Below are 16,830 nucleotides of genomic sequence, written 5' to 3'. Positions count from 1 at the left end.
CGAGGGTCACCCCGCAAGGATCAACTTGTTCAGGATAGCGTCCCCTTCGAAACCCATGGACACCCCGACTACCAGCGAGTCCAGGTTTTGCCATTCCACCAGTTGGTGGGCGATGAAAGCCAGGGCCACTTCGATGCCCAGTGGATCCTTTCTTCTCTGGGAGATCTGCCATCGCCAGAGCTCCCCCATGACCCCTCCCGGAGCCATGACCAGGGGACCACCACCTTGGGAACGTTCCAGGGCTTTCTCCCAGGGGGTTGAAGCGAGCAATTCGGCCGGCTCGGAGGATCGCAGGAGTTTCTCGATGGGAAGGGAAAAGCCTCCTTCCAGGTAGAACTCCGCGGCCTTTTCCTTTTGCAGGACACCGGCGAAAACCCGGGACCAGATGTTCAAGTTCCACACGTCCACGGTCCTCGCGAGCAATTCCCTGACCAGGGCCGCATCCTTCGTCCTGTAACGGCCCAGGACTTCCTCCTGGTATCCGAGCATCTCCGACAGGAGAACCCTTTCGCATGCCGGTAGGCTCGACCCCTTCGCTACCTGGTCGAGGGCCCTGGCCAAGGCCTTTGAAAGGGGATGATCGAAGGCAAGGCAACGGTCGATCCCATGGGCAATGGATCGGCTCGTCCATAACCGGGCAAGAAATTTCACGGGAAGGGTTCCGTAGGCATGCCAGCGGGGCTGCATTTCGTAATGGATGCCGATAAAGAAGTACCGCACAAGAAGCCGTCCGTTCTGAAGGTCAGCCCTGGAGAGGATCACCCCTATCAGTTCCTCGGGTTCACCCATGGCCATCTTCCTGGCGTGGTTCAGTATGTCTGCCGAGGTCTCCGCCAAGGCCATCTCGCTCCTTCGATGGGTGGACAGGGGCTGTTCGACCAGGCTCTTCCTGAAACTCCTGCCGTACCTGGTCTCCAGGAGGAAGATCTCGATGTCCTCGAGTTGCCGTGACGCCAGCCTCCGGTAATCTTCTTTAACCAGGAAGTCCGTGAAGCGGGCACGGAGCCTGGCGTTAAGATAACCGAAATTCTCTGGAAAATCTTTCGAACTCTTCAAGGACATGTCGATAACGCTCCGAAAAGAGGCGAAGAAGGTCCTTCTGGTAAAGGTCCCACCTGGTCTTTATCGTGTTATCAATGAAAACGGAACGGGTCCGGGCATCGGCCGCCAGGCAGCCTCCCCAGGATGGGATGGCTTCGCTTTCCTCCACGGCCTTGATCCTTCCATGCCCCGGAACAAGCTCTCCCTCTCCCGGAAGGACGAGGATCACGGCCTCATCTCCCAGGGCATCGAGGGCCTCCATGACAAGCCGGGAAAGAATGCCACCGTAAATGTTCCGGTCGCCCCGCAGCGCGGCGATGCGAAGCCCAACCCTCGCCGTGGTCTCCTCCAGGAAGGAGGTGATCCTGTCCAAAGCCTCTTCCCTGACCTGGAGCAGGCCCCGCCGCTTTTCCCTCTCCAAAAGGAGGCCGAAGCGTTTTTCATGCCCTGCCCTTATGGCATGGACCTTTCTTTCGGTCTCTCTCCTCGCAAGGAAGATCTTATCGGAAATGAACCGATCAGAGTCGGCGCGGAGGGCTGCTGATCTTTTGAAAAATTCCTCCTCCAGGGCCCTCTTGAATTGCTCGATCTCTGTCATAGCGTCATGTGCCCCCTCGTTACCACGGGGTTTTCAGGTCGCGAAAGGATCAAGCGAACTGGAGAATGAGCATGACGGCTACGACAAAACCCAGGATCACCATTGTCTCGGGAAGGGCTTCGAGTATGATGATAATTCCGCTTGTCTCGGGTTTTTCGGCGATAGTCCCGGCGCCGACGCTCCCGATCCTCGCCTGGGCATAGGCGGTAGCCATGGCCGGGATGGCCACGGCCAGGGCTGCCGCAAGAGCGATCAATGCTTTTTCCATAATCCTGGCTCCCTCCTTGAAAAGGGTTTGTACATGGTTCCACCCCCGGAATGGAACTTACCGAGGAATTCTACGTACTGGAGTCGCGCTGAATGGAGGCTGGAACCTCCAACGGCGAGAGCGAAGTTCAACAGGTGTATCGCCAAGGCCATGAATAGGCCGAAAAGGGTGACCCCCAGGGAATCCACGAAACTGTTGGCCACCATGGCCAGGATCGCGGACGAGAGCCCAATGGCCGCGATACGGACATAACTGAGCACATTACCCACCGATCCCAGGGCTTCGACGAGTCCTCCCATGCCCCCTCCCGCGAGGAGAAGGACGAACCCCGGCACCAGGAGGGTAACGGGAAGGGTGAAAAATTTTCCGGGAAGCCACCCCTTTATCTGCACCATGGCCGAAAGAAGGGCCAGGAAAACAAGCACATTGCCAAGCCTTTCAAGCCAGATGTGTCTTTGTCCCATCCTAAACCCCTGGACGATCCCCATCATAAAACCCAGGAAAACATGGGCGAAACCCAGGCCGACGGTGAAGGCCATCACCGGCAGGACTACCTGGGACCTCTCCACCCAGAGGGGCTCCAGGTGGAAGAATCGGTGCCCGAAGTCGCCGAAAAACTCTCCATAGGCAGCGCCCCAAAAGAGGGACCACGCTGCTAGGTAAAGCAGGATGGAACCCACATCTTTAATGACAGGGCGGGCCGCTTTCTTCCTGAGCCAGAAACCCAGTATGGCGATGACGAACCCGTACCCCATATCACCTATCATGCACCCACCGAAAAGGGGGAAGAACAGACCGATTAAAATGGTGGGGTCGAGCCCCTTGTAGGAAATGACGGGCATGAGCCTCAGGAAAAGCTCAAAGGGCTTGAAATAGCCGGGGTTTTTGAGAGAGGTGGGCACCTCGGGCCATTCGTCCGGCAGGGGGTGCCTCCAGCGGAGAAGCAACCTCTCCTTGAACTCGGCCTTCAGTCGCGCCGCCAGTTCGTCCTTCTCGTCGGCCGGAACCCACCCGGAAAGCCGGAAAACCTCCCCCCCGGTCTTGCTGCCGGACTCCACGAGCGCTTCCTCGATCTTCTCATCGAGGATGATATAGACGGCCCCTATCTTGGGTCCCCACTCCTCCCCCGCGGCCTGGAGGTTGCGATCGATTTCTTCTACCCTCCGGGGGAGGTCATCAAGGGCGACCTCCATGAGCGGAAGGGCTTCATGAAAGGGCATGCCTTCGTACTCTCCGGGGAGCATCCACGGGACGCACTGTTCAAAGGTCAGTATCTTCAAAACTTCATGGGCGAATTCAGGGGGGTAAGCTATTGCGAGGATCCTCTCCCCCCCGGGGGTGACTCGCAGGAGGTAGGCAAAACCGTCATCCTTCTCCAGGGGATCTTTTTCCCTTATAATCCTCCGAATCCTGGCTGTCGCCTCGGGAATACTGGCCTTCTGGGCCCACCAGGCCGAGACCTCGAGGCCTGAACGAGCTTTTTCCTGGAGGAAGGTATCGAAATGCGAAATGTTCCTGAGGGCGCTCCTTGTTGAATTAAGCCTCATCTCGAGGTCGGTCTTCATGCTCCTTTTCTCGGAGAGCCTGGCGCTGAAGGAGTCGAGGCTCTCCTCGATGCCCTCGATTATCGCTGCGTCGCAGGAGGAGAGGACCGATTTTTTCTCCTCGAGGATCTCCCCGGGGATCGAATCCCATTCGCTCCACCCGAGACTTTCGAGAAGCCCAAGGGCTTTGCCCCTGAGGATCTTCAGTTCCGCGGCGCTTTCGGCCGAGACATACTCCGGCGACTCCTCGTGAAGATGGAGCACTCCCAGGTCATGGAGCTTCTCGACGACCCGGGGCCTGTCTCCGACGAGGCCCCAAAGTCCGAAAAAGAGCATATCCCTTATCAAAAGGCCTGACCTCCTCTTGAATCCCGGACCTCGGAGGGGAGGATCGCATTGACAGATCTCTCGACAAACATTTCAGTCGCCATTTTTTCCAGGAGGGGATCGAGGAGGGAAGTCATCTTGCATCTGAGGTCTTCCATGAAGGAACCGCTGGACGACAGGAGCGTTTCTTCGTAGTCCGTCCACTCCTTTTCGGCCTGGGCGATGGATTGCTCCTCCAGTTCTCCTATCCTTCCCAGGGCTTCCTCCTGCTCTTCCCGGAGGAGTGCTTTCTCCTCCTCCAGCCTGGCCTCGAGGATCTTCCTGAAGGATTCGATCTCGGCGTCGGGATCTTCAAAGGCCTGGGGTTCACCTGGCTTCATCGAATTTATTGCCTTCCATCATGAATTCGCAAAAACCTCCCCGCTCGATCACTCCGACCAGTTTGCGACCTTCCACCACGGGCAGCCTCTTCAGGCCCTTCCTGAGCATCAGGTCCACGACGGTCATGAGGCTCTCCGTTGGCCTGACGAAGATGGGGTCGGGGTTCATCACGTCCTTGACCTTCATGTCCCCTATCTGCTTCAACCTTTCGAAAAGGTCGCCCTCGGAGTCATCGAGGAAGGAACTCTGGGCCAACACTTCGAGAAAGGTGGGCGTGGCCCTTCGAAGGATGTCCCTTTCCGAGAGGTATCCCTGGAGTACCCAGTCGTCCCTGATCACGGGGACGCCGGAGAGTCGCTGGCTGTAAAGCAGGTGTACAGCATCAAGGACATGATCCTCCTCGGAAACGGAGGAAAGGTCCCTGTGCATGAGCTGTCCGGCGTTGATCGTCAAAACATCATTCCCCTTTCTGATGGGAGAATCCTAGTTTTGTGAGGATCACGTGGTACACGAAAAGAGGAAGACGGCGCACCCGGCTCCACCTCCAGGGTTCCTGGATGAGCCTGAATAACCATTCGAGACCCGCCTTCTGCAGGAAAAGGGGCGCCCTTCTCAGGTTGCCCGAAATAACGTCGAAGCTGCCTCCCACGCCTATCGATATAGTGCCCGGCAGTTGGCGATGATATTCGTGTATCCAGGTTTCTTGCCTGGGAACTCCCATTCCGACGAAGATGAATCGGGAACCCGAATTTTTGATCTCATCGAGCAAACGCGGCATTTCCGCGGCTTCTATATAGCCATGCCTGGCGCCGCCGATCACAAGACCCGGGTAAAGGGTTTTCAGGTTTTGAGCGGCCTTTTCGGCCACGCCCGGGGCGCTCCCAAGCAGGAAAACGGGCCACCCCTCCATCGAGGCGAGCCTGCACAACCGCTCAACGAATTCAACGCCGGGGATTCTTTGAAGGGCGTGAATCCCCAGGAAACCGAGAGCCCAGGTCAAACCCTTGCCATCGGGAAGGACCAGGTCGGCACCGGCCACTATCTCCCTGAAATGTTTGTCTTCCTTCACTCTAAGTGCCGAGAGGGCGTCCAGGGTTACGAAATAACGGCCGGATCCCCCCTTGATAATCAGTGACCGGGTGCGGCCCAGGGCGTAATCGGCCGATATGCTGTCGATGGGCGCCCCCCACAGGGTGGAGCGTGTCGATACGGACTTCCTCTTTCCCGAGGAAACGACGAAAAGGAGGCCGCCCAGCAGGATCGTCGATGACAGGAGGGCCGCCAGGGCCATGTTCTCGTCCCTCAGTTGGAAGCTGGCCACCGCCGCTCCCATGACCGCGCAAAGGGAGCCCACCGATCGGACGGCCGGCGTATGGTCCATACCCCTGCTCACAAGCCTCCTGTAGAGGAAAAGGGAGCCCTGGGAACGGGAGGAGAAGGCTCGGCTGACGATGTGGACGGAGGCCTCGACCATGGGTATGGCAAAAAGTCCAAGGGGGATGAGCATGAGGGTGGAAAAAGTCACGCCTTTGCTGACACCCATGATGGAAGTGCCGGCTATCAGGGTTCCCCAGAGGGCGGCCATAGGTTCCCCGAGGCGTTGGTAGGAGTGACCGTGGCGGCTCCAGAATACGGCAAGGATGGACACCCCCACGAGGGTTATATAAAAGGCGCCCTGGATATGCTGCTTCGAAAGGCCCGTGACGATGAGCATGACAATCCATGTCACGGCGGAGAGGAATCCCGCCAGGCCGGGCACCTGGTCCATCTCCTGCAGGAGGAGGGGAAACAGTCCGACCCAAAGCGCCGTGACCAACATGGAAGAGTACCGGTTGAGGAAGAGGTAGCTCCCGCCGGGGAAACCGATGAAGGATATTCCCAGCCCCAAGGTGGCGAAGACAATGCCGATGCCGAAGAAACCCAGGGACCAGGGCATCCTCGGCCTGGCTCTCTGGCCGACGCCGAAGATGGTCGACAGGAGGCCCATGGCCACCACGAGCCGGACCGTGGAATCAGGGGACCAGACCCCGCATATACCCCACGCAGCCACAAGGCAGATATCCTTGAGGAATTGGTATTGGTCCCTTTCCAGGGTCACCTTCGATATCCTCTGGATTGCGAAAAAGAAGACGAAAATCGAAAGCGAAAGGAGGACCATCTCCTGGAGCTCATGGACACCCGAGGTCATAAGGCGCTCTCCCCCGATAGAATTGCTCTCTTCGCCATCGCAAACTTCTCCTCCGGCGAGGAATGGTGCACCGTCATGATTTTAGCATGAAAAGGGTCCGATGACATCGACCCCGTCCATGTAGGGGACGAGGTTCCGCGGAATCGAAACCGAACCGTCCCGGTTCTGGCAGTTCTCCAGGATTGCGATGAGGCATCTCCCAACGGCTATTCCCGAGCCGTTCAGGCTGTGGATGAACCGCACCTTGCCTCCACCCTTGGGTCGAAACCTCGTGTTCATCCTGCGAGCCTGGAAATCCTCGCAATTGCTGCAAGAACTGATCTCCCTGTATTTTTCCTGCGAAGGGAGCCATACCTCCAGGTCATAGGTCTTGCTGGCGGCAAAACCCATGTCCCCCGTGGACAGGAGCACCGTCCGGAAGGGAAGTTCAAGCCTCTTCAGGATCTCCTCGGCGGAGGCCGTCAGGGACTCCAGTTCACCGTAACTGCTATCGGGCGAACAGATCTTGACCAGTTCCACCTTATCGAACTGGTGTTGGCGAAGCATGCCCCTGACATCACGACCATGGCTTCCCGCCTCCCGCCGGAAGCAGGGGGTATAGGCCGTGTAGCGCAGGGGAAGGTCATCCTCGTAAAGGATCTCCCCTCGGTGGAGGTTCGTCAGCGGCACCTCGGCGGTGGGGATCATCCAGAGGTCGTCGGAGGAACAGGAGTAGAGGTCCTCGGCGAATTTCGGCAATTGTCCCGTTCCCTTCATGGTCTCGCTGTTCACCATAAAGGGCGGCTGGATCTCCTGGTAGCCGTGTTCCTTCGTGTGGATATCGAGCATGAAGTTTATCAAGGCCCTCTCTAGCCTCGCCCCCAAACCCTTGAGCACCGTGAACCGGCTTTCGGCGAGGCGCACTCCCCTTTCGAAATCCATTATCCCCAGGGCCTCTCCCAGGTCCCAATGGGGCAAGGGCTCGAAATCGAAGGACCGGGGTTCGCCCCAGGAACGGACCACCTTGTTGAAGTTTTCGTCTTCCCCGACGGGGACGGATTCGTGGGGGATATTCGGTATTTCGAGGAGCAAGGTCTGGATTCGGTTCTCCATGTCGGCGATTATTTCTTCATTACTTCTTATCTCCTCGCCGACAAGGCGCATTCTTTCGGTCAGTTCCGCAGCGTCCTCGCCCTTCCTTCTCAACTCGGCGATCTCCCTGGAGCCCTGGTTCCTTTCGGACCTGAGGTCATCGGCGAGGGTGAGCACTTCCCTGCGGCGGGCATCCAGTTCGACGACCTCGCCTACGGGGTATTCTCCATACCTCGTTTCCAGGGCTTTCTTTAACTCCTCCGGCTTTTCCCGGAAGATCCTGATGTCAAGCATAAAGGGCTTCCTCCTCTTACGATTTTCTCATCTGCCTCAAAAGGTCAGCCATCTCGATGGCGGCGGCCGCGGCGTCGGCTCCCTTGTTCCCCGACTTGCTCCCGGCTCTGAGGAGCGCCTGTTCTAGAGTATCGCAGGTCAGGACGCCGAACGCCACGGGAATCCTCTGTTCAAGTTCCACCATGGCGAGACCCTTGCACACTTCGGAAGCCACGAAATCGAAGTGGGGCGTATCACCCCTGATGACCGCACCCAGGGCGATTATAGCGTCGTATTTGCCGGTGAGGGCGCTCTCCCTGGCGACCAGCGAAAGCTCCCAGGCCCCGGGAACCCAGGCGACCTCGATATCCTGGGCCTGCACATCGTGCCTCAAAAGAAAATCCTTGGCTCCTTCCAGGAGCCTCGAGGAAATAAGTTCGTTGAACCGGGAGACCGCAAGGAAGAAACGCAGGCCGGTACCCACGAGTTTGCCCTGGATCGTCTTCATAGCGCATCACTCCCCCTTCTGTTTTTTGCCCGACAGGCTGCCTAACCGATAACGTCCTTCAGGTGGAGCATATGTCCCAGTTTATTTTCCTTCGTGGCCAGGTACTTCTCGTTGAAGGCGTTGGGAGAGATGATGAGGGGAATCCTGTCCACCACCTCCAGGCCATGGCCTTCAAGGCCAATGATCTTCCGGGGATTGTTCGTGATAAGCCTGATCCTTTTCAGGCCCAGGTCGGCGAGGATCTGGGCGCCGATACCGTAATCCCTTAGGTCGGGCCTGTAGCCAAGCGCCTCGTTGGCCTCCACGGTGTCCAGGCCCTTCTCCTGCAATTCGTAGGCATGCAGTTTTTCCAGCAGCCCTATCCCTCGACCCTCCTGCCTCATGTACAGCAAAACCCCGTTCCCCTCGGCCTCGATCATGCTCATGGCGGTTCTCAGCTGCGGACCGCAGTCGCACCTCAGGGAGCCCAGGGCATCGCCCGTCAGGCACTCGGAATGAACCCTGACCAGGGTATCCCTTTCCGGGGAAATATTTCCCTTCACCAGCGCGAGATGCACCTTGTCCCCGGTATCATCCAGCACGGATAGGTAAGCATGGGCGATGAACTCGCCGTACTCCGTCGGAAGGTTTACCACCGCGACCTTTTCCACCAGTTTTTCCTTCTTGTTCCTATACCGGATGAGATCCTCGATGGTGATGATTTTGAGCCCATGGACCTTTGCGAATTCCACCAGGTCGGGGAACCGGGCCATGGTCCCGTCGTCCTTCATAATTTCGCAGATGGTGCCCACCGGCGATTTTCCCGCGAGCCTGGCGAGATCCACGGCGGCCTCGGTATGGCCGGACCTTTTAAGGACCCCTCCTGCCCTCGCTATGAGGGGGAACATGTGCCCCGGCCTTCGGAACATCTCCGGGGAAGCCTCGGGGGAAGCCAGGAGCCTTGCCGTGAGGGCCCTTTCCGCGGCCGATATCCCCGTGGTGACGCCCTCCCGGGCGTCGACGCTCACGGTGAAGGCCGTGGAGTACAAATCGGTGTTCTCCTTGACCATGGGCTCCAAGCTCAACCTCTTCGCGACCCCTTCATCCAGGGGGACGCAGACAAGCCCCCTTCCCCGGGAGACCATGAAGTTTATGCTCTCCGCGTCGACCGATTCCGCGGCCATTACCAGGTCGCCCTCGTTCTCACGGGACTCATCGTCCACGACGATGACCATCCCACCGCGGCGAATTATCTCTATCGCTTCCTCCACCGTCGCGGAGGTCTTTTCAAATTCGTCCAATTTCCCTTCGCCTTCCATTTTTTTCATTTATGACCATCCCATTTCAGCCAGTCTGTCCAGGGTCAGTCCGCCTTCCTCGTGGGAAGCTCGTTTCTCGAGAAGATTCACCAAGTATTTCGATAGTATATCGTACTCCACGTTCACCGGGTCGCCAATCCGGAGATCGCCCAGCGTGGTGTCGGTCAGCGTCTCCGGAATGAGCCCGACCCCGAAACGCCCCCCTTCGCTCCCTATGACCGTCAGGCTGACCCCCTGAACGGCAATGGAGCCTTTTCTCGCCACGAAGCCGGTGGCGGCGGCGGGAAGGTAGAAGTCAAGTTCCCGGCTCTGTCCCAGGTTTTTGAGACCCACCACTCTCGAAACCAGGTCCACGTGGCCAGTGACGATATGCCCCTCGAATCGTCCCGAGGCCGGCATGGCCCTCTCGAGGTTGACCCGGTAACCGGGTTTGACGCTTCCCAGGATGGTATTCTCCGAAGTTTCCGGCATCATTTGTGCCGTGAAACTCCCTCTTTTACTCACCACCACAGAAAGGCACACGCCCGATACGGAGATTGAATCCCCTCTTTTCAGCTCCCAGTCGAAGGGGACATCTCCTATTTCCAGTTCGAAGATCCCGCCGGACCTCACAAGTCCGGTTACCTTCGCAGTGCGTTCAACCAGTCCAGTGAACATGGATTGACCCCCTCCAGCCACAGGTCGCCCTCCAGGTTCCTGGTGCTCACGACCATAACCCCTATGGAATCGGCGAGCCTTTCGAGGGCGAACCCTTCGCCGATGCCATGGCCTTTTCCCGAAAACCTCGGAGACACAAAGAGCGTGACGTCGTCAAAAAGCCTCCGGGCCAGGAATGAACCCAGTATACCGGGCCCCCCCTCGACCAGTAGCCGGTTGACTCCCCTTTCGGCAAGTTTTTCCAGGACGCTTTCCAAAAGGGGCCTTCCCTCGGGGTCGGCCGCGACCATGTAAAGTATACAACCTTTTTCCTCCAGGTGCCTCATTTTTTCCCCCGGGGCCTTCCGGGAGTAAAAAATGAGGGTCCCCGACCTGGCGAGCCTGGCCGACGGGGATATCCGAAGGGAGGGGTCGAGAACGACGGAAAGAGGATCGCTTCCGGTGGTGTCCCTGACGGTCAGCAAGGGATCGTCGGCCGCTACGGTGCCGATTCCCACCATGACCGCATCGCAGGCGTCCCGCAACAGGTGGGACCTCACCCGGGAAGAGGAGTTGCTGATCCAGCGGCTCTCCCCGGAAGGCATGGCCATGTTCCCGTCAAGCGTCATGGCTCCTTTGAGGGTGACCCAGGGGCGGCCCCGCTCCAACCTGGAAAGGAAGCCTCGGTTTACCCCTCTGCATCTCTCCTCCAAAACGCCCTGGATGACCTCGATCCCCGCTTCCCTCATCATGGAGAAACTCCCGCCGGACATCCTCGGGTCCGGGTCGGCCATGCCGGCGACGACCCTGGCGGCGCCCGCCTCGATGATCCTGGGGGCACAGGGAGGGGTCCTGCCGTGATGACGGCATGGTTCGAGGTTGACGTACAACGTCGCCCCCCGTGCCCTTTCGGCGGCCCGGCCCAGGGCGACGGCCTCGGCGTGGGCTCCGCCGACCTCGGCGTGATACCCCCAACCCACGATTCCGCGGGGGGCGGCTATCACGCACCCCACCAGGGGGTTGGGGCTTACCCTGCCCGTTCCCCTGAGGGCAAGGCTCAGGACCGTCCTCATATGAAAGGCATCCCTCTTCGGGTCATTCATCTCCATCATCCGATTCCCGACCCCCCAGGTGGTGAATTATCCTTTTCGCCGCTTCGGCGCCGACACCCCTTACGGAGGCAATCTCTTCCGGGGCCAGGGTGGATATCCTGGCGACGCTGCCGAACCTCGAAAGGAGCCTTGAGGCGAGGATCTTCCCTATGCCGGGCACATCCTCCAGCGACGAGCGGGACATCCTTTTTCTTCCGGCTCTCCTGTTGGCCGCCAGGGCGAAACGGTGCGATTCATCCCGAACCCTCTGGAGGAGCATCAAAGCCTCGCTCTCCCGGGGAAGCGCGATGGGCTCCTCCCTGTCGGGCACGAAGATCAGTTCCTCCCTTTCCGCGATGGCGGCCACCGGGATATCGGCAAGCCCCAGGCTCTTTAGCACGTCCACGGCAAAGGAGAGCTGCCCTCGCCCCCCGTCGATGAGGATGAGTTGCGGGAAAACCCCCGACTCATCCAGGAGCCGTTTGTACCTTCTCTCCAGGATCTCCGCCATGGACCGGAAGTCATCGACCCCCTCCACGGTGCGGATCTTGTACCTCCTGTAAAGGGAGGGGTTGGGCAGGCCCTGTTCGAAGACAACGCAGACGCCGTAGGCCTCCCCCCCGGCGAAATGGGAGACGTCAAACCCCTCGATCCTCCACGGAAGGTCCGGCAGGGACAACTCCTCCTGGAGTTTGGTCAGGCTCTTCCAGGTCCTGCCGTCGAGGGGATCGGAGAAGACCAGGGATACATGCCTCCTGGATAGCCTCCAAATGGCCCTTATAGTGTCCCTCAACCTTCCGGCGGTCTCGAAATCCAGCGAGGCGGACGCCTTGTCCATCCTCTCCCTCAGCCTTCCCACGAGGGAGGCGGACTGCCCCCGCAGGAGGAGCACAATGTCGGCAACCCTCTCCCGGTATTCCGACGGGTCGGCGAGGCCGGCACAAGGGCCCAGGCATCTCCCCAGGTCGTACCTTACGCAGGGCCTCGCGGCCCATTTGCCGTCCCGGGAGTCGGTCCTGCAGATCCTCAGAGGGAAAAACCTCTCCACCAGCCTGAGCATCTGGCGCAGTTCGCCGGCGCTCACGAAGGGCCCGATGTAATCCGCGCCGTCCCCCTCCTCGCGGTGCCTGGTGATCACGATGCGGGGGAAGGGTTCATTGGTGATCTTCACATAGGGATACCGCTCCCCCATCTTGAGATCGATGTTGAAAAAGGGCTGGTACTGTTTTATCAGCCTGGCTTCGGTTATGAGGGCCTCCGCTTCCGTCTCGGTCCTGATGAAGGAGATATCCCTTATGGAAGATACCAGCTTCCTGAGACGGGGCGAGGCGAACCCGCCATGCCTGAAATAGGACTGGACCCTTTTCCTGAGCGACTTGGCCTTGCCCACGTATATAACATTTCTTTTCTCGTCGAGGAAGAGGTAAACGCCGGGTCGCAAGGGCAGGGACGCCACTTTCTTCTCAATACCCGTTTTCTCCAGGTCCATCTCCCTTTCTGCTTCCTCCAAAGGTGACTGTCGACGGCACGCGATCGCCGGCCTCAAAGAGCTGAACCAGTTGTCCGCGGTGCCTCGTTGGTATAGGATACCTCTTGAAGAGGTCTTTTCCCGTCTTTGGAGGTGCAGCCATGGCTCTGTGCTTTTACAACGACCTCACCCGGAAGAAGGAGGCCTTTGTCCCCATCGAACCGGGAAAGGTCCGTTTCTATTCCTGCGGCCCTACGGTATACGATTTCTTCCATATCGGCAACGCTCGTCCCTTCATAATATTCGATGTCCTTCGCCGTTACCTCGAGGCACGGGGTTACGAGGTGACCTACGTCCAGAATTTCACCGACATCGACGACAAGATGATAAACAGGGCGGTCCAGCTGGGCGTCTCCGTGCGGGAACTGGCCGACCGGTTCATCGAAGCCTACTTCGAGGACGCCGACGCCCTCGGCGTAAGGCGCCCCACCTTTTCGCCAAGGGCCACCGAATTCATCCCCGAAATCATCGACCTGGTGGCCCGCCTCGTCCAAAAGGGGCACGGCTACGTGGTTGACGGTGACGTATACTTTGACGTCCTGTCCTTTCCGGGCTATGGCAAGTTGGCGAAGCAGTCCCTGGACGACCTCCTTTCCGGGGCCCGCATCGAGGTAGATCCCAGGAAACGACACCCCCTGGACTTTGCTCTCTGGAAGGGCAAAAAGGAGGGTGAACCTTCCTGGAAGAGCCCTTGGGGGGAGGGCCGGCCGGGATGGCACATCGAGTGCAGCGCCATGTCCATGGCCCTGCTCGGCGAGACCATCGATATCCATGCCGGCGGAAGCGACCTGGTCTTTCCCCACCACGATAACGAGATAGCCCAGGCCGAGGGCGCGACGGGCAAACCCTTCGTGAGATACTGGATCCACAATGGCTACATCCTCCTCGACCAGGAAAAGATGTCAAAATCCCTCGGCAACATCCTCACCGCCCGGGAGGCTCGTGAGCGGTTTTCTCCCTCGGCCATCAGGCTTTTCATGCTCAGCGCCCACTACAGGTCCCCCATCAGTTTTTCCGATGAAAGCCTGGGGCAGGCCGAAAGCGCCGCCGCCAGGATAAGGAACTCCTACCTTGAACTCGTCAGCGCCCCCGTGGAAGAGAAAGGGTCGCCTCAAGGGGAGGAGACCCTCCCCTTCGATGAGGCCCAAGAGCGCTTCAACGCGGCCCTCGACGACGATTTCAACACCGCCGGAGCCATCGGAACCCTCTTCGAGGCCATAAGGACCATCAACCAGGCCACGTCGGGCGGCAAAAGCCTCACGCCGGCCTTCAAGGAGAGGGCGCTCTCGTTTTTCGATTACGTCAACGGCATACTGGGGATCATCGAAAGGACGGAAAGAGGGGACGAAAACCTCGAAGAAGAGGTGGAGGCCCTGCTGGCGGAAAGGGAGAAGGCCCGTAGGGACAGGGACTTCAAAAGGGCCGATTCGATCAGGGACGAACTGGCTTCCAGGGGCATCATCCTCGAGGATACGCCCCACGGGACCCGCTGGAAACGTTCCTGAGGTCCGGCGCTATCGCGTCGCCCGAGGAAGGACAACCATGAAAGAAACTGACAGCCGCTACAAGAAAACCTACCCCGTTTCCTGGAGCCAGCTCCACAACGACTGCAGGGCCCTGGCGTGGAGGCTGCTGGAAAAACGCTCCGACTGGGAGAGGATCATCGCCATAGCCAGGGGCGGACTTGTCCCGGCCGCCATAATCGCCAGGGAACTCGACATCCATTTTATCGACACCATCTGCGTCTCCAGCTACACCGTCAGGGCCCAGGGAGGCTTCAAGGTCCTGAAGAATGTCGACGGCGACGGCGAGAGGTCCCTGATAATCGATGACCTGGTCGATACGGGCAAGACGGCAAAAATCGTCAGGGAGATGCTCCCCCTGAGCCACTTCGCCACGGTCTACGCCAAGCCCGACGGGAGACCCCTCACCGACACCTATATCACCGAGGTCAGCCAGGAAACCTGGATACTCTTCCCCTGGGATTCCGAACCCCAGTACCAGTACATCGAGCCCATCGCCGACCTCTCGAGGAACGGTCAAAAGGGTTGAACCCGCCCTTCGCGCTCAGGTCCTGTCCTCCCGCGAGTAGGGTACCCCGAGAGCCCCGGGGGATCCAAGGAAGACCCCCTTGCCCTTTTTCACCGACAGGACGAGCAGGACGAGGATGGTGAAAATATAGGGCATCATCATCAGGATCGGCGCCGGGAAGCTCGTGCCCGCCGCCTGGATCCTCAGCTGCATGGCTCCCACGCCTCCGAAAAGGTAGGCGCCCAGGACCGCCCTGGCGGGGTTCCAAAGGGCGAAGATCACCAGCGCCACGGCGATCCATCCCCGGCCGGCGCTCATCCCCTCGCTCCACATTTTCGTGTAGGCCAGGGAGAGGTAACTCCCCCCTACGGCGGCCAGTCCTCCTCCGACCAGGGTATAGGCGTAACGCAACCTCGCGGCGCTGAGCCCCATGGCATCCACGACGATGGGAGACTCCCCCACGGCCCTCAGGTTCAGCCCCGGCCTGGTATGAAAGATGAACCAGTAAAGAAAGGCTGCCAGGCCGTAGGAAAGGTAGACCAAGGGGTCATGGTAGAAGAAAACCGGCCCCAGGACCGGGATCTCCGAGAGCACCGGCAGGGCGATCTTTCCGAAACCGGTCACGGTGAGGCCCACCATTTTCCTGCCCAGGAGTGCACTGGCGCCGGTCCCGAACATGGCGACGGCCAATCCGCTCACCACCTGGTTGGCGCCCACCGAGATGGAGAGAAAGGCATGTACCGCCGAGATGACCACTCCCGCCAGGAAGGCCGCCACGACGCCCAGCCACGGATTCCCCGTGGCATGGGTCACGGAGAACCCCATGAAAGCGCCCATGAGCATCAGGCCCTCGAGACCCAGGTTCTGCACGCCCGATCTTTCGGTGAGGATCTCTCCCAGCGTCGCATAGAGGATGGGCGTCCCACTCCTCACCGCGGCGGCCATGATGGGGATGAGGACTTCCATCCTAACCGCTCTCCTTTCTCACCAGGAATACCTTGTAGTTGCGGAAGAATTCAAAACCCAGGACCGAGAAAAGGATGCAGCCCTGTATGACCTGCACGCTGGCGAGGGGTAGCCTCATGATAACCTGGATGGCCTCGCCGCCGACGAGGAGGACCCCCATAAAGAAGGAGACAATCATTATCGCCCACGGGTTGAGCCTGGCCAGCCAGGCCACGATTATCGCCGTATAACCATAACCCGGCGAGAAACCCGGCTGCAGGCGGCCCTGGAGTCCCGCGATCTCGGTCATCCCGGCCAAGCCCGCGATGGCTCCGGAGATGAATAACACCAGTTCCACATTTCTGCCGTAGTGTATTCCGGAATAGACCGCCGCCCTGGGATTGTCCCCGATGGCCCGTATCTCGAAACCCCAGCGGGTCCATCGGATCACCAGTCTGAACACCAGCACCAGGAGCACCGCGATCACTATCCCCAGGTGGACCCGGGTGCCGAAAAATTGCGGCAGCCGCGCAGAAGGAGGAAAGGAGGGCGTCATGGGAAATCCGAGGCTGGAGGGATCCCGCCAGGATCCGTAGATGAAGAAATCGGCCAGGTGAATGCCGATATAGTTGAGCATGAGGGTGGTGATCACCTCGTTCACGTTCCACCGGGACTTCAGGAACCCGGCCGCGAACCCCCAGGCCCCGCCGGCCAGGGCTGCCGCCGCCGTCATGGTCAGAAGCATGGCGGCGTGGTTTCCCGACGGGAGAAAGCGAACCGCGGCGGCCGAGGCCAAGGCCCCAAGGTATATCTGCCCCTCGGCTCCGATATTCCAGGCCTTCATCCTGAAGGCAAGGGCCACGGCTACTCCCGAGATGACCAGGGGAATGGTCTTGACCATCACCTCGCTCAAACCGTAGCCGCTCCCGAGGGCGCCCCGGAACATGGCCTTGTAGGTCGCCACGGGCGATATCCCGAAGATCGACAGGGCGCCCCCGGCAAAAATCAGGGCGGCCACGACCGAAAGGACGGGAAGGATCCCTTCGAAGAGCAATCCCGTCTTGAACCTTCTCCTCAGAACTATCCGGTACCTCATTTGAAA

General features: G+C 59.5%; 17 protein-coding genes. 2 read left to right on the top strand and 15 right to left on the bottom strand.

Features of this window, described 5'->3' with window-relative positions; genetic code table 11:
• Positions 1-6: 6 nt before the first annotated feature.
• From GX108_05970 to GX108_05910, 13 genes are all read right to left on the bottom strand, one after another.
• Positions 7-1,062, bottom strand: a complete 1,056-nt coding sequence (locus tag GX108_05970) for a V-type ATPase subunit (GenBank protein NLO56584.1) — start codon at positions 1,060-1,062, stop codon at positions 7-9.
• On the bottom strand, positions 1,013-1,639 hold the full coding sequence (locus tag GX108_05965; GenBank protein ID NLO56583.1) for a hypothetical protein: 627 nt from the start codon (positions 1,637-1,639) through the stop codon (positions 1,013-1,015). The genes GX108_05970 and GX108_05965 overlap by 50 nt, the downstream gene beginning before the upstream one ends.
• A 49-nt stretch (positions 1,640-1,688) precedes the next feature.
• Complete coding sequence (locus tag GX108_05960) at positions 1,689-1,907, bottom strand: ATPase (GenBank protein NLO56582.1); 219 nt, start codon at positions 1,905-1,907, stop codon at positions 1,689-1,691.
• A complete protein-coding gene (locus GX108_05955) occupies positions 1,892-3,799 on the bottom strand; it encodes an ATPase (GenBank protein NLO56581.1) in 1,908 nt (635 codons plus the stop codon). The genes GX108_05960 and GX108_05955 overlap by 16 nt, the downstream gene beginning before the upstream one ends.
• The gene (locus GX108_05950) at positions 3,796-4,158 is read right to left on the bottom strand and encodes a hypothetical protein (protein ID NLO56580.1); all 363 of its coding nucleotides are present in this window, start codon (positions 4,156-4,158) and stop codon (positions 3,796-3,798) included. The genes GX108_05955 and GX108_05950 overlap by 4 nt, the downstream gene beginning before the upstream one ends.
• Positions 4,145-4,588 carry a CBS domain-containing protein gene (locus GX108_05945; protein NLO56579.1) on the bottom strand — a complete coding sequence of 148 codons (444 nt, stop codon included), beginning with the start codon at positions 4,586-4,588 and terminating at the stop codon, positions 4,145-4,147. Before GX108_05945 ends, GX108_05950 begins: the two co-directional genes overlap by 14 nt.
• A 28-nt stretch (positions 4,589-4,616) precedes the next feature.
• Positions 4,617-6,347: a WecB/TagA/CpsF family glycosyltransferase gene (locus tag GX108_05940; GenBank protein ID NLO56578.1), complete on the bottom strand. Its 1,731-nt coding sequence runs from the start codon at positions 6,345-6,347 to the stop codon at positions 4,617-4,619.
• A gap of 81 nt (positions 6,348-6,428) precedes the next feature.
• Positions 6,429-7,712: a serine--tRNA ligase gene (serS, locus tag GX108_05935; protein ID NLO56577.1), complete on the bottom strand. Its 1,284-nt coding sequence runs from the start codon at positions 7,710-7,712 to the stop codon at positions 6,429-6,431.
• 16 nt (positions 7,713-7,728) lie between these two features.
• The gene (locus GX108_05930; protein NLO56576.1) at positions 7,729-8,199 is read right to left on the bottom strand and encodes a 6,7-dimethyl-8-ribityllumazine synthase; all 471 of its coding nucleotides are present in this window, start codon (positions 8,197-8,199) and stop codon (positions 7,729-7,731) included.
• Between the two features lie 41 nt (positions 8,200-8,240).
• Positions 8,241-9,506 (bottom strand): bifunctional 3,4-dihydroxy-2-butanone-4-phosphate synthase/GTP cyclohydrolase II, encoded by a 1,266-nt coding sequence (locus GX108_05925; GenBank protein NLO56575.1) that lies wholly within the window; start codon positions 9,504-9,506, stop codon positions 8,241-8,243.
• Entirely contained in the window at positions 9,507-10,154 is a 648-nt protein-coding gene (locus tag GX108_05920) for a riboflavin synthase (protein NLO56574.1), read from the bottom strand. It lies immediately after the preceding gene.
• Positions 10,118-11,206: a bifunctional diaminohydroxyphosphoribosylaminopyrimidine deaminase/5-amino-6-(5-phosphoribosylamino)uracil reductase RibD gene (gene ribD, locus GX108_05915; GenBank protein ID NLO56573.1), complete on the bottom strand. Its 1,089-nt coding sequence runs from the start codon at positions 11,204-11,206 to the stop codon at positions 10,118-10,120. Before ribD ends, GX108_05920 begins: the two co-directional genes overlap by 37 nt.
• Positions 11,207-11,228: 22 nt before the next feature.
• Positions 11,229-12,713 (bottom strand): excinuclease ABC subunit UvrC, encoded by a 1,485-nt coding sequence (locus tag GX108_05910; protein ID NLO56572.1) that lies wholly within the window; start codon positions 12,711-12,713, stop codon positions 11,229-11,231.
• A 140-nt stretch (positions 12,714-12,853) separates the two neighbouring features.
• Here GX108_05910 and GX108_05905 point away from each other — a divergent pair, with 140 nt between their 5' ends.
• Entirely contained in the window at positions 12,854-14,257 is a 1,404-nt protein-coding gene (locus GX108_05905) for a cysteine--tRNA ligase (protein ID NLO56571.1), read from the top strand.
• 37 nt (positions 14,258-14,294) lie between these two features.
• A complete protein-coding gene (gene gpt, locus GX108_05900) occupies positions 14,295-14,804 on the top strand; it encodes a xanthine phosphoribosyltransferase (protein ID NLO56570.1) in 510 nt (169 codons plus the stop codon).
• A gap of 15 nt (positions 14,805-14,819) precedes the next feature.
• Here gpt and GX108_05895 read toward each other — a convergent pair whose 3' ends face one another.
• Together GX108_05895 and GX108_05890 are read right to left on the bottom strand one after the other, a co-directional pair.
• Positions 14,820-15,749: an ABC transporter permease gene (locus tag GX108_05895; protein ID NLO56569.1), complete on the bottom strand. Its 930-nt coding sequence runs from the start codon at positions 15,747-15,749 to the stop codon at positions 14,820-14,822.
• Position 15,750: 1 nt separating this feature from the next.
• Entirely contained in the window at positions 15,751-16,824 is a 1,074-nt protein-coding gene (locus GX108_05890; protein ID NLO56568.1) for an ABC transporter permease, read from the bottom strand.
• Positions 16,825-16,830: the final 6 nt, after the last annotated feature.

Origin of the sequence: Thermovirga sp. (assembly GCA_012523215.1) — a bacterium.
Classification (GTDB): Bacteria; Synergistota; Synergistia; order Synergistales; family Thermovirgaceae; genus 58-81.
This window is presented reverse-complemented; position numbering and strand designations above follow the sequence as displayed.

Coding starts and splice junctions, on each gene's coding strand:
- GX108_05890 (NLO56568.1), bottom strand. CDS start 16,824: ATGAGGTACCGGATAGTTCTGAGGAGAAGGTTCAAGACGGGATTGCTC.
- GX108_05965 (NLO56583.1), bottom strand. CDS start 1,639: ATGACAGAGATCGAGCAATTCAAGAGGGCCCTGGAGGAGGAATTTTTC.
- GX108_05905 (NLO56571.1), top strand. CDS start 12,854: ATGGCTCTGTGCTTTTACAACGACCTCACCCGGAAGAAGGAGGCCTTT.
- serS (NLO56577.1), bottom strand. CDS start 7,712: ATGCTTGACATCAGGATCTTCCGGGAAAAGCCGGAGGAGTTAAAGAAA.
- GX108_05925 (NLO56575.1), bottom strand. CDS start 9,506: ATGAAAAAAATGGAAGGCGAAGGGAAATTGGACGAATTTGAAAAGACC.
- GX108_05910 (NLO56572.1), bottom strand. CDS start 12,713: ATGGACCTGGAGAAAACGGGTATTGAGAAGAAAGTGGCGTCCCTGCCC.
- GX108_05920 (NLO56574.1), bottom strand. CDS start 10,154: ATGTTCACTGGACTGGTTGAACGCACTGCGAAGGTAACCGGACTTGTG.
- GX108_05960 (NLO56582.1), bottom strand. CDS start 1,907: ATGGAAAAAGCATTGATCGCTCTTGCGGCAGCCCTGGCCGTGGCCATC.
- GX108_05930 (NLO56576.1), bottom strand. CDS start 8,199: ATGAAGACGATCCAGGGCAAACTCGTGGGTACCGGCCTGCGTTTCTTC.
- GX108_05895 (NLO56569.1), bottom strand. CDS start 15,749: ATGGAAGTCCTCATCCCCATCATGGCCGCCGCGGTGAGGAGTGGGACG.
- ribD (NLO56573.1), bottom strand. CDS start 11,206: ATGAGGACGGTCCTGAGCCTTGCCCTCAGGGGAACGGGCAGGGTAAGC.
- GX108_05940 (NLO56578.1), bottom strand. CDS start 6,347: ATGACCTCGGGTGTCCATGAGCTCCAGGAGATGGTCCTCCTTTCGCTT.
- GX108_05970 (NLO56584.1), bottom strand. CDS start 1,062: ATGTCCTTGAAGAGTTCGAAAGATTTTCCAGAGAATTTCGGTTATCTT.
- GX108_05950 (NLO56580.1), bottom strand. CDS start 4,158: ATGAAGCCAGGTGAACCCCAGGCCTTTGAAGATCCCGACGCCGAGATC.
- GX108_05945 (NLO56579.1), bottom strand. CDS start 4,588: ATGCACAGGGACCTTTCCTCCGTTTCCGAGGAGGATCATGTCCTTGAT.
- gpt (NLO56570.1), top strand. CDS start 14,295: ATGAAAGAAACTGACAGCCGCTACAAGAAAACCTACCCCGTTTCCTGG.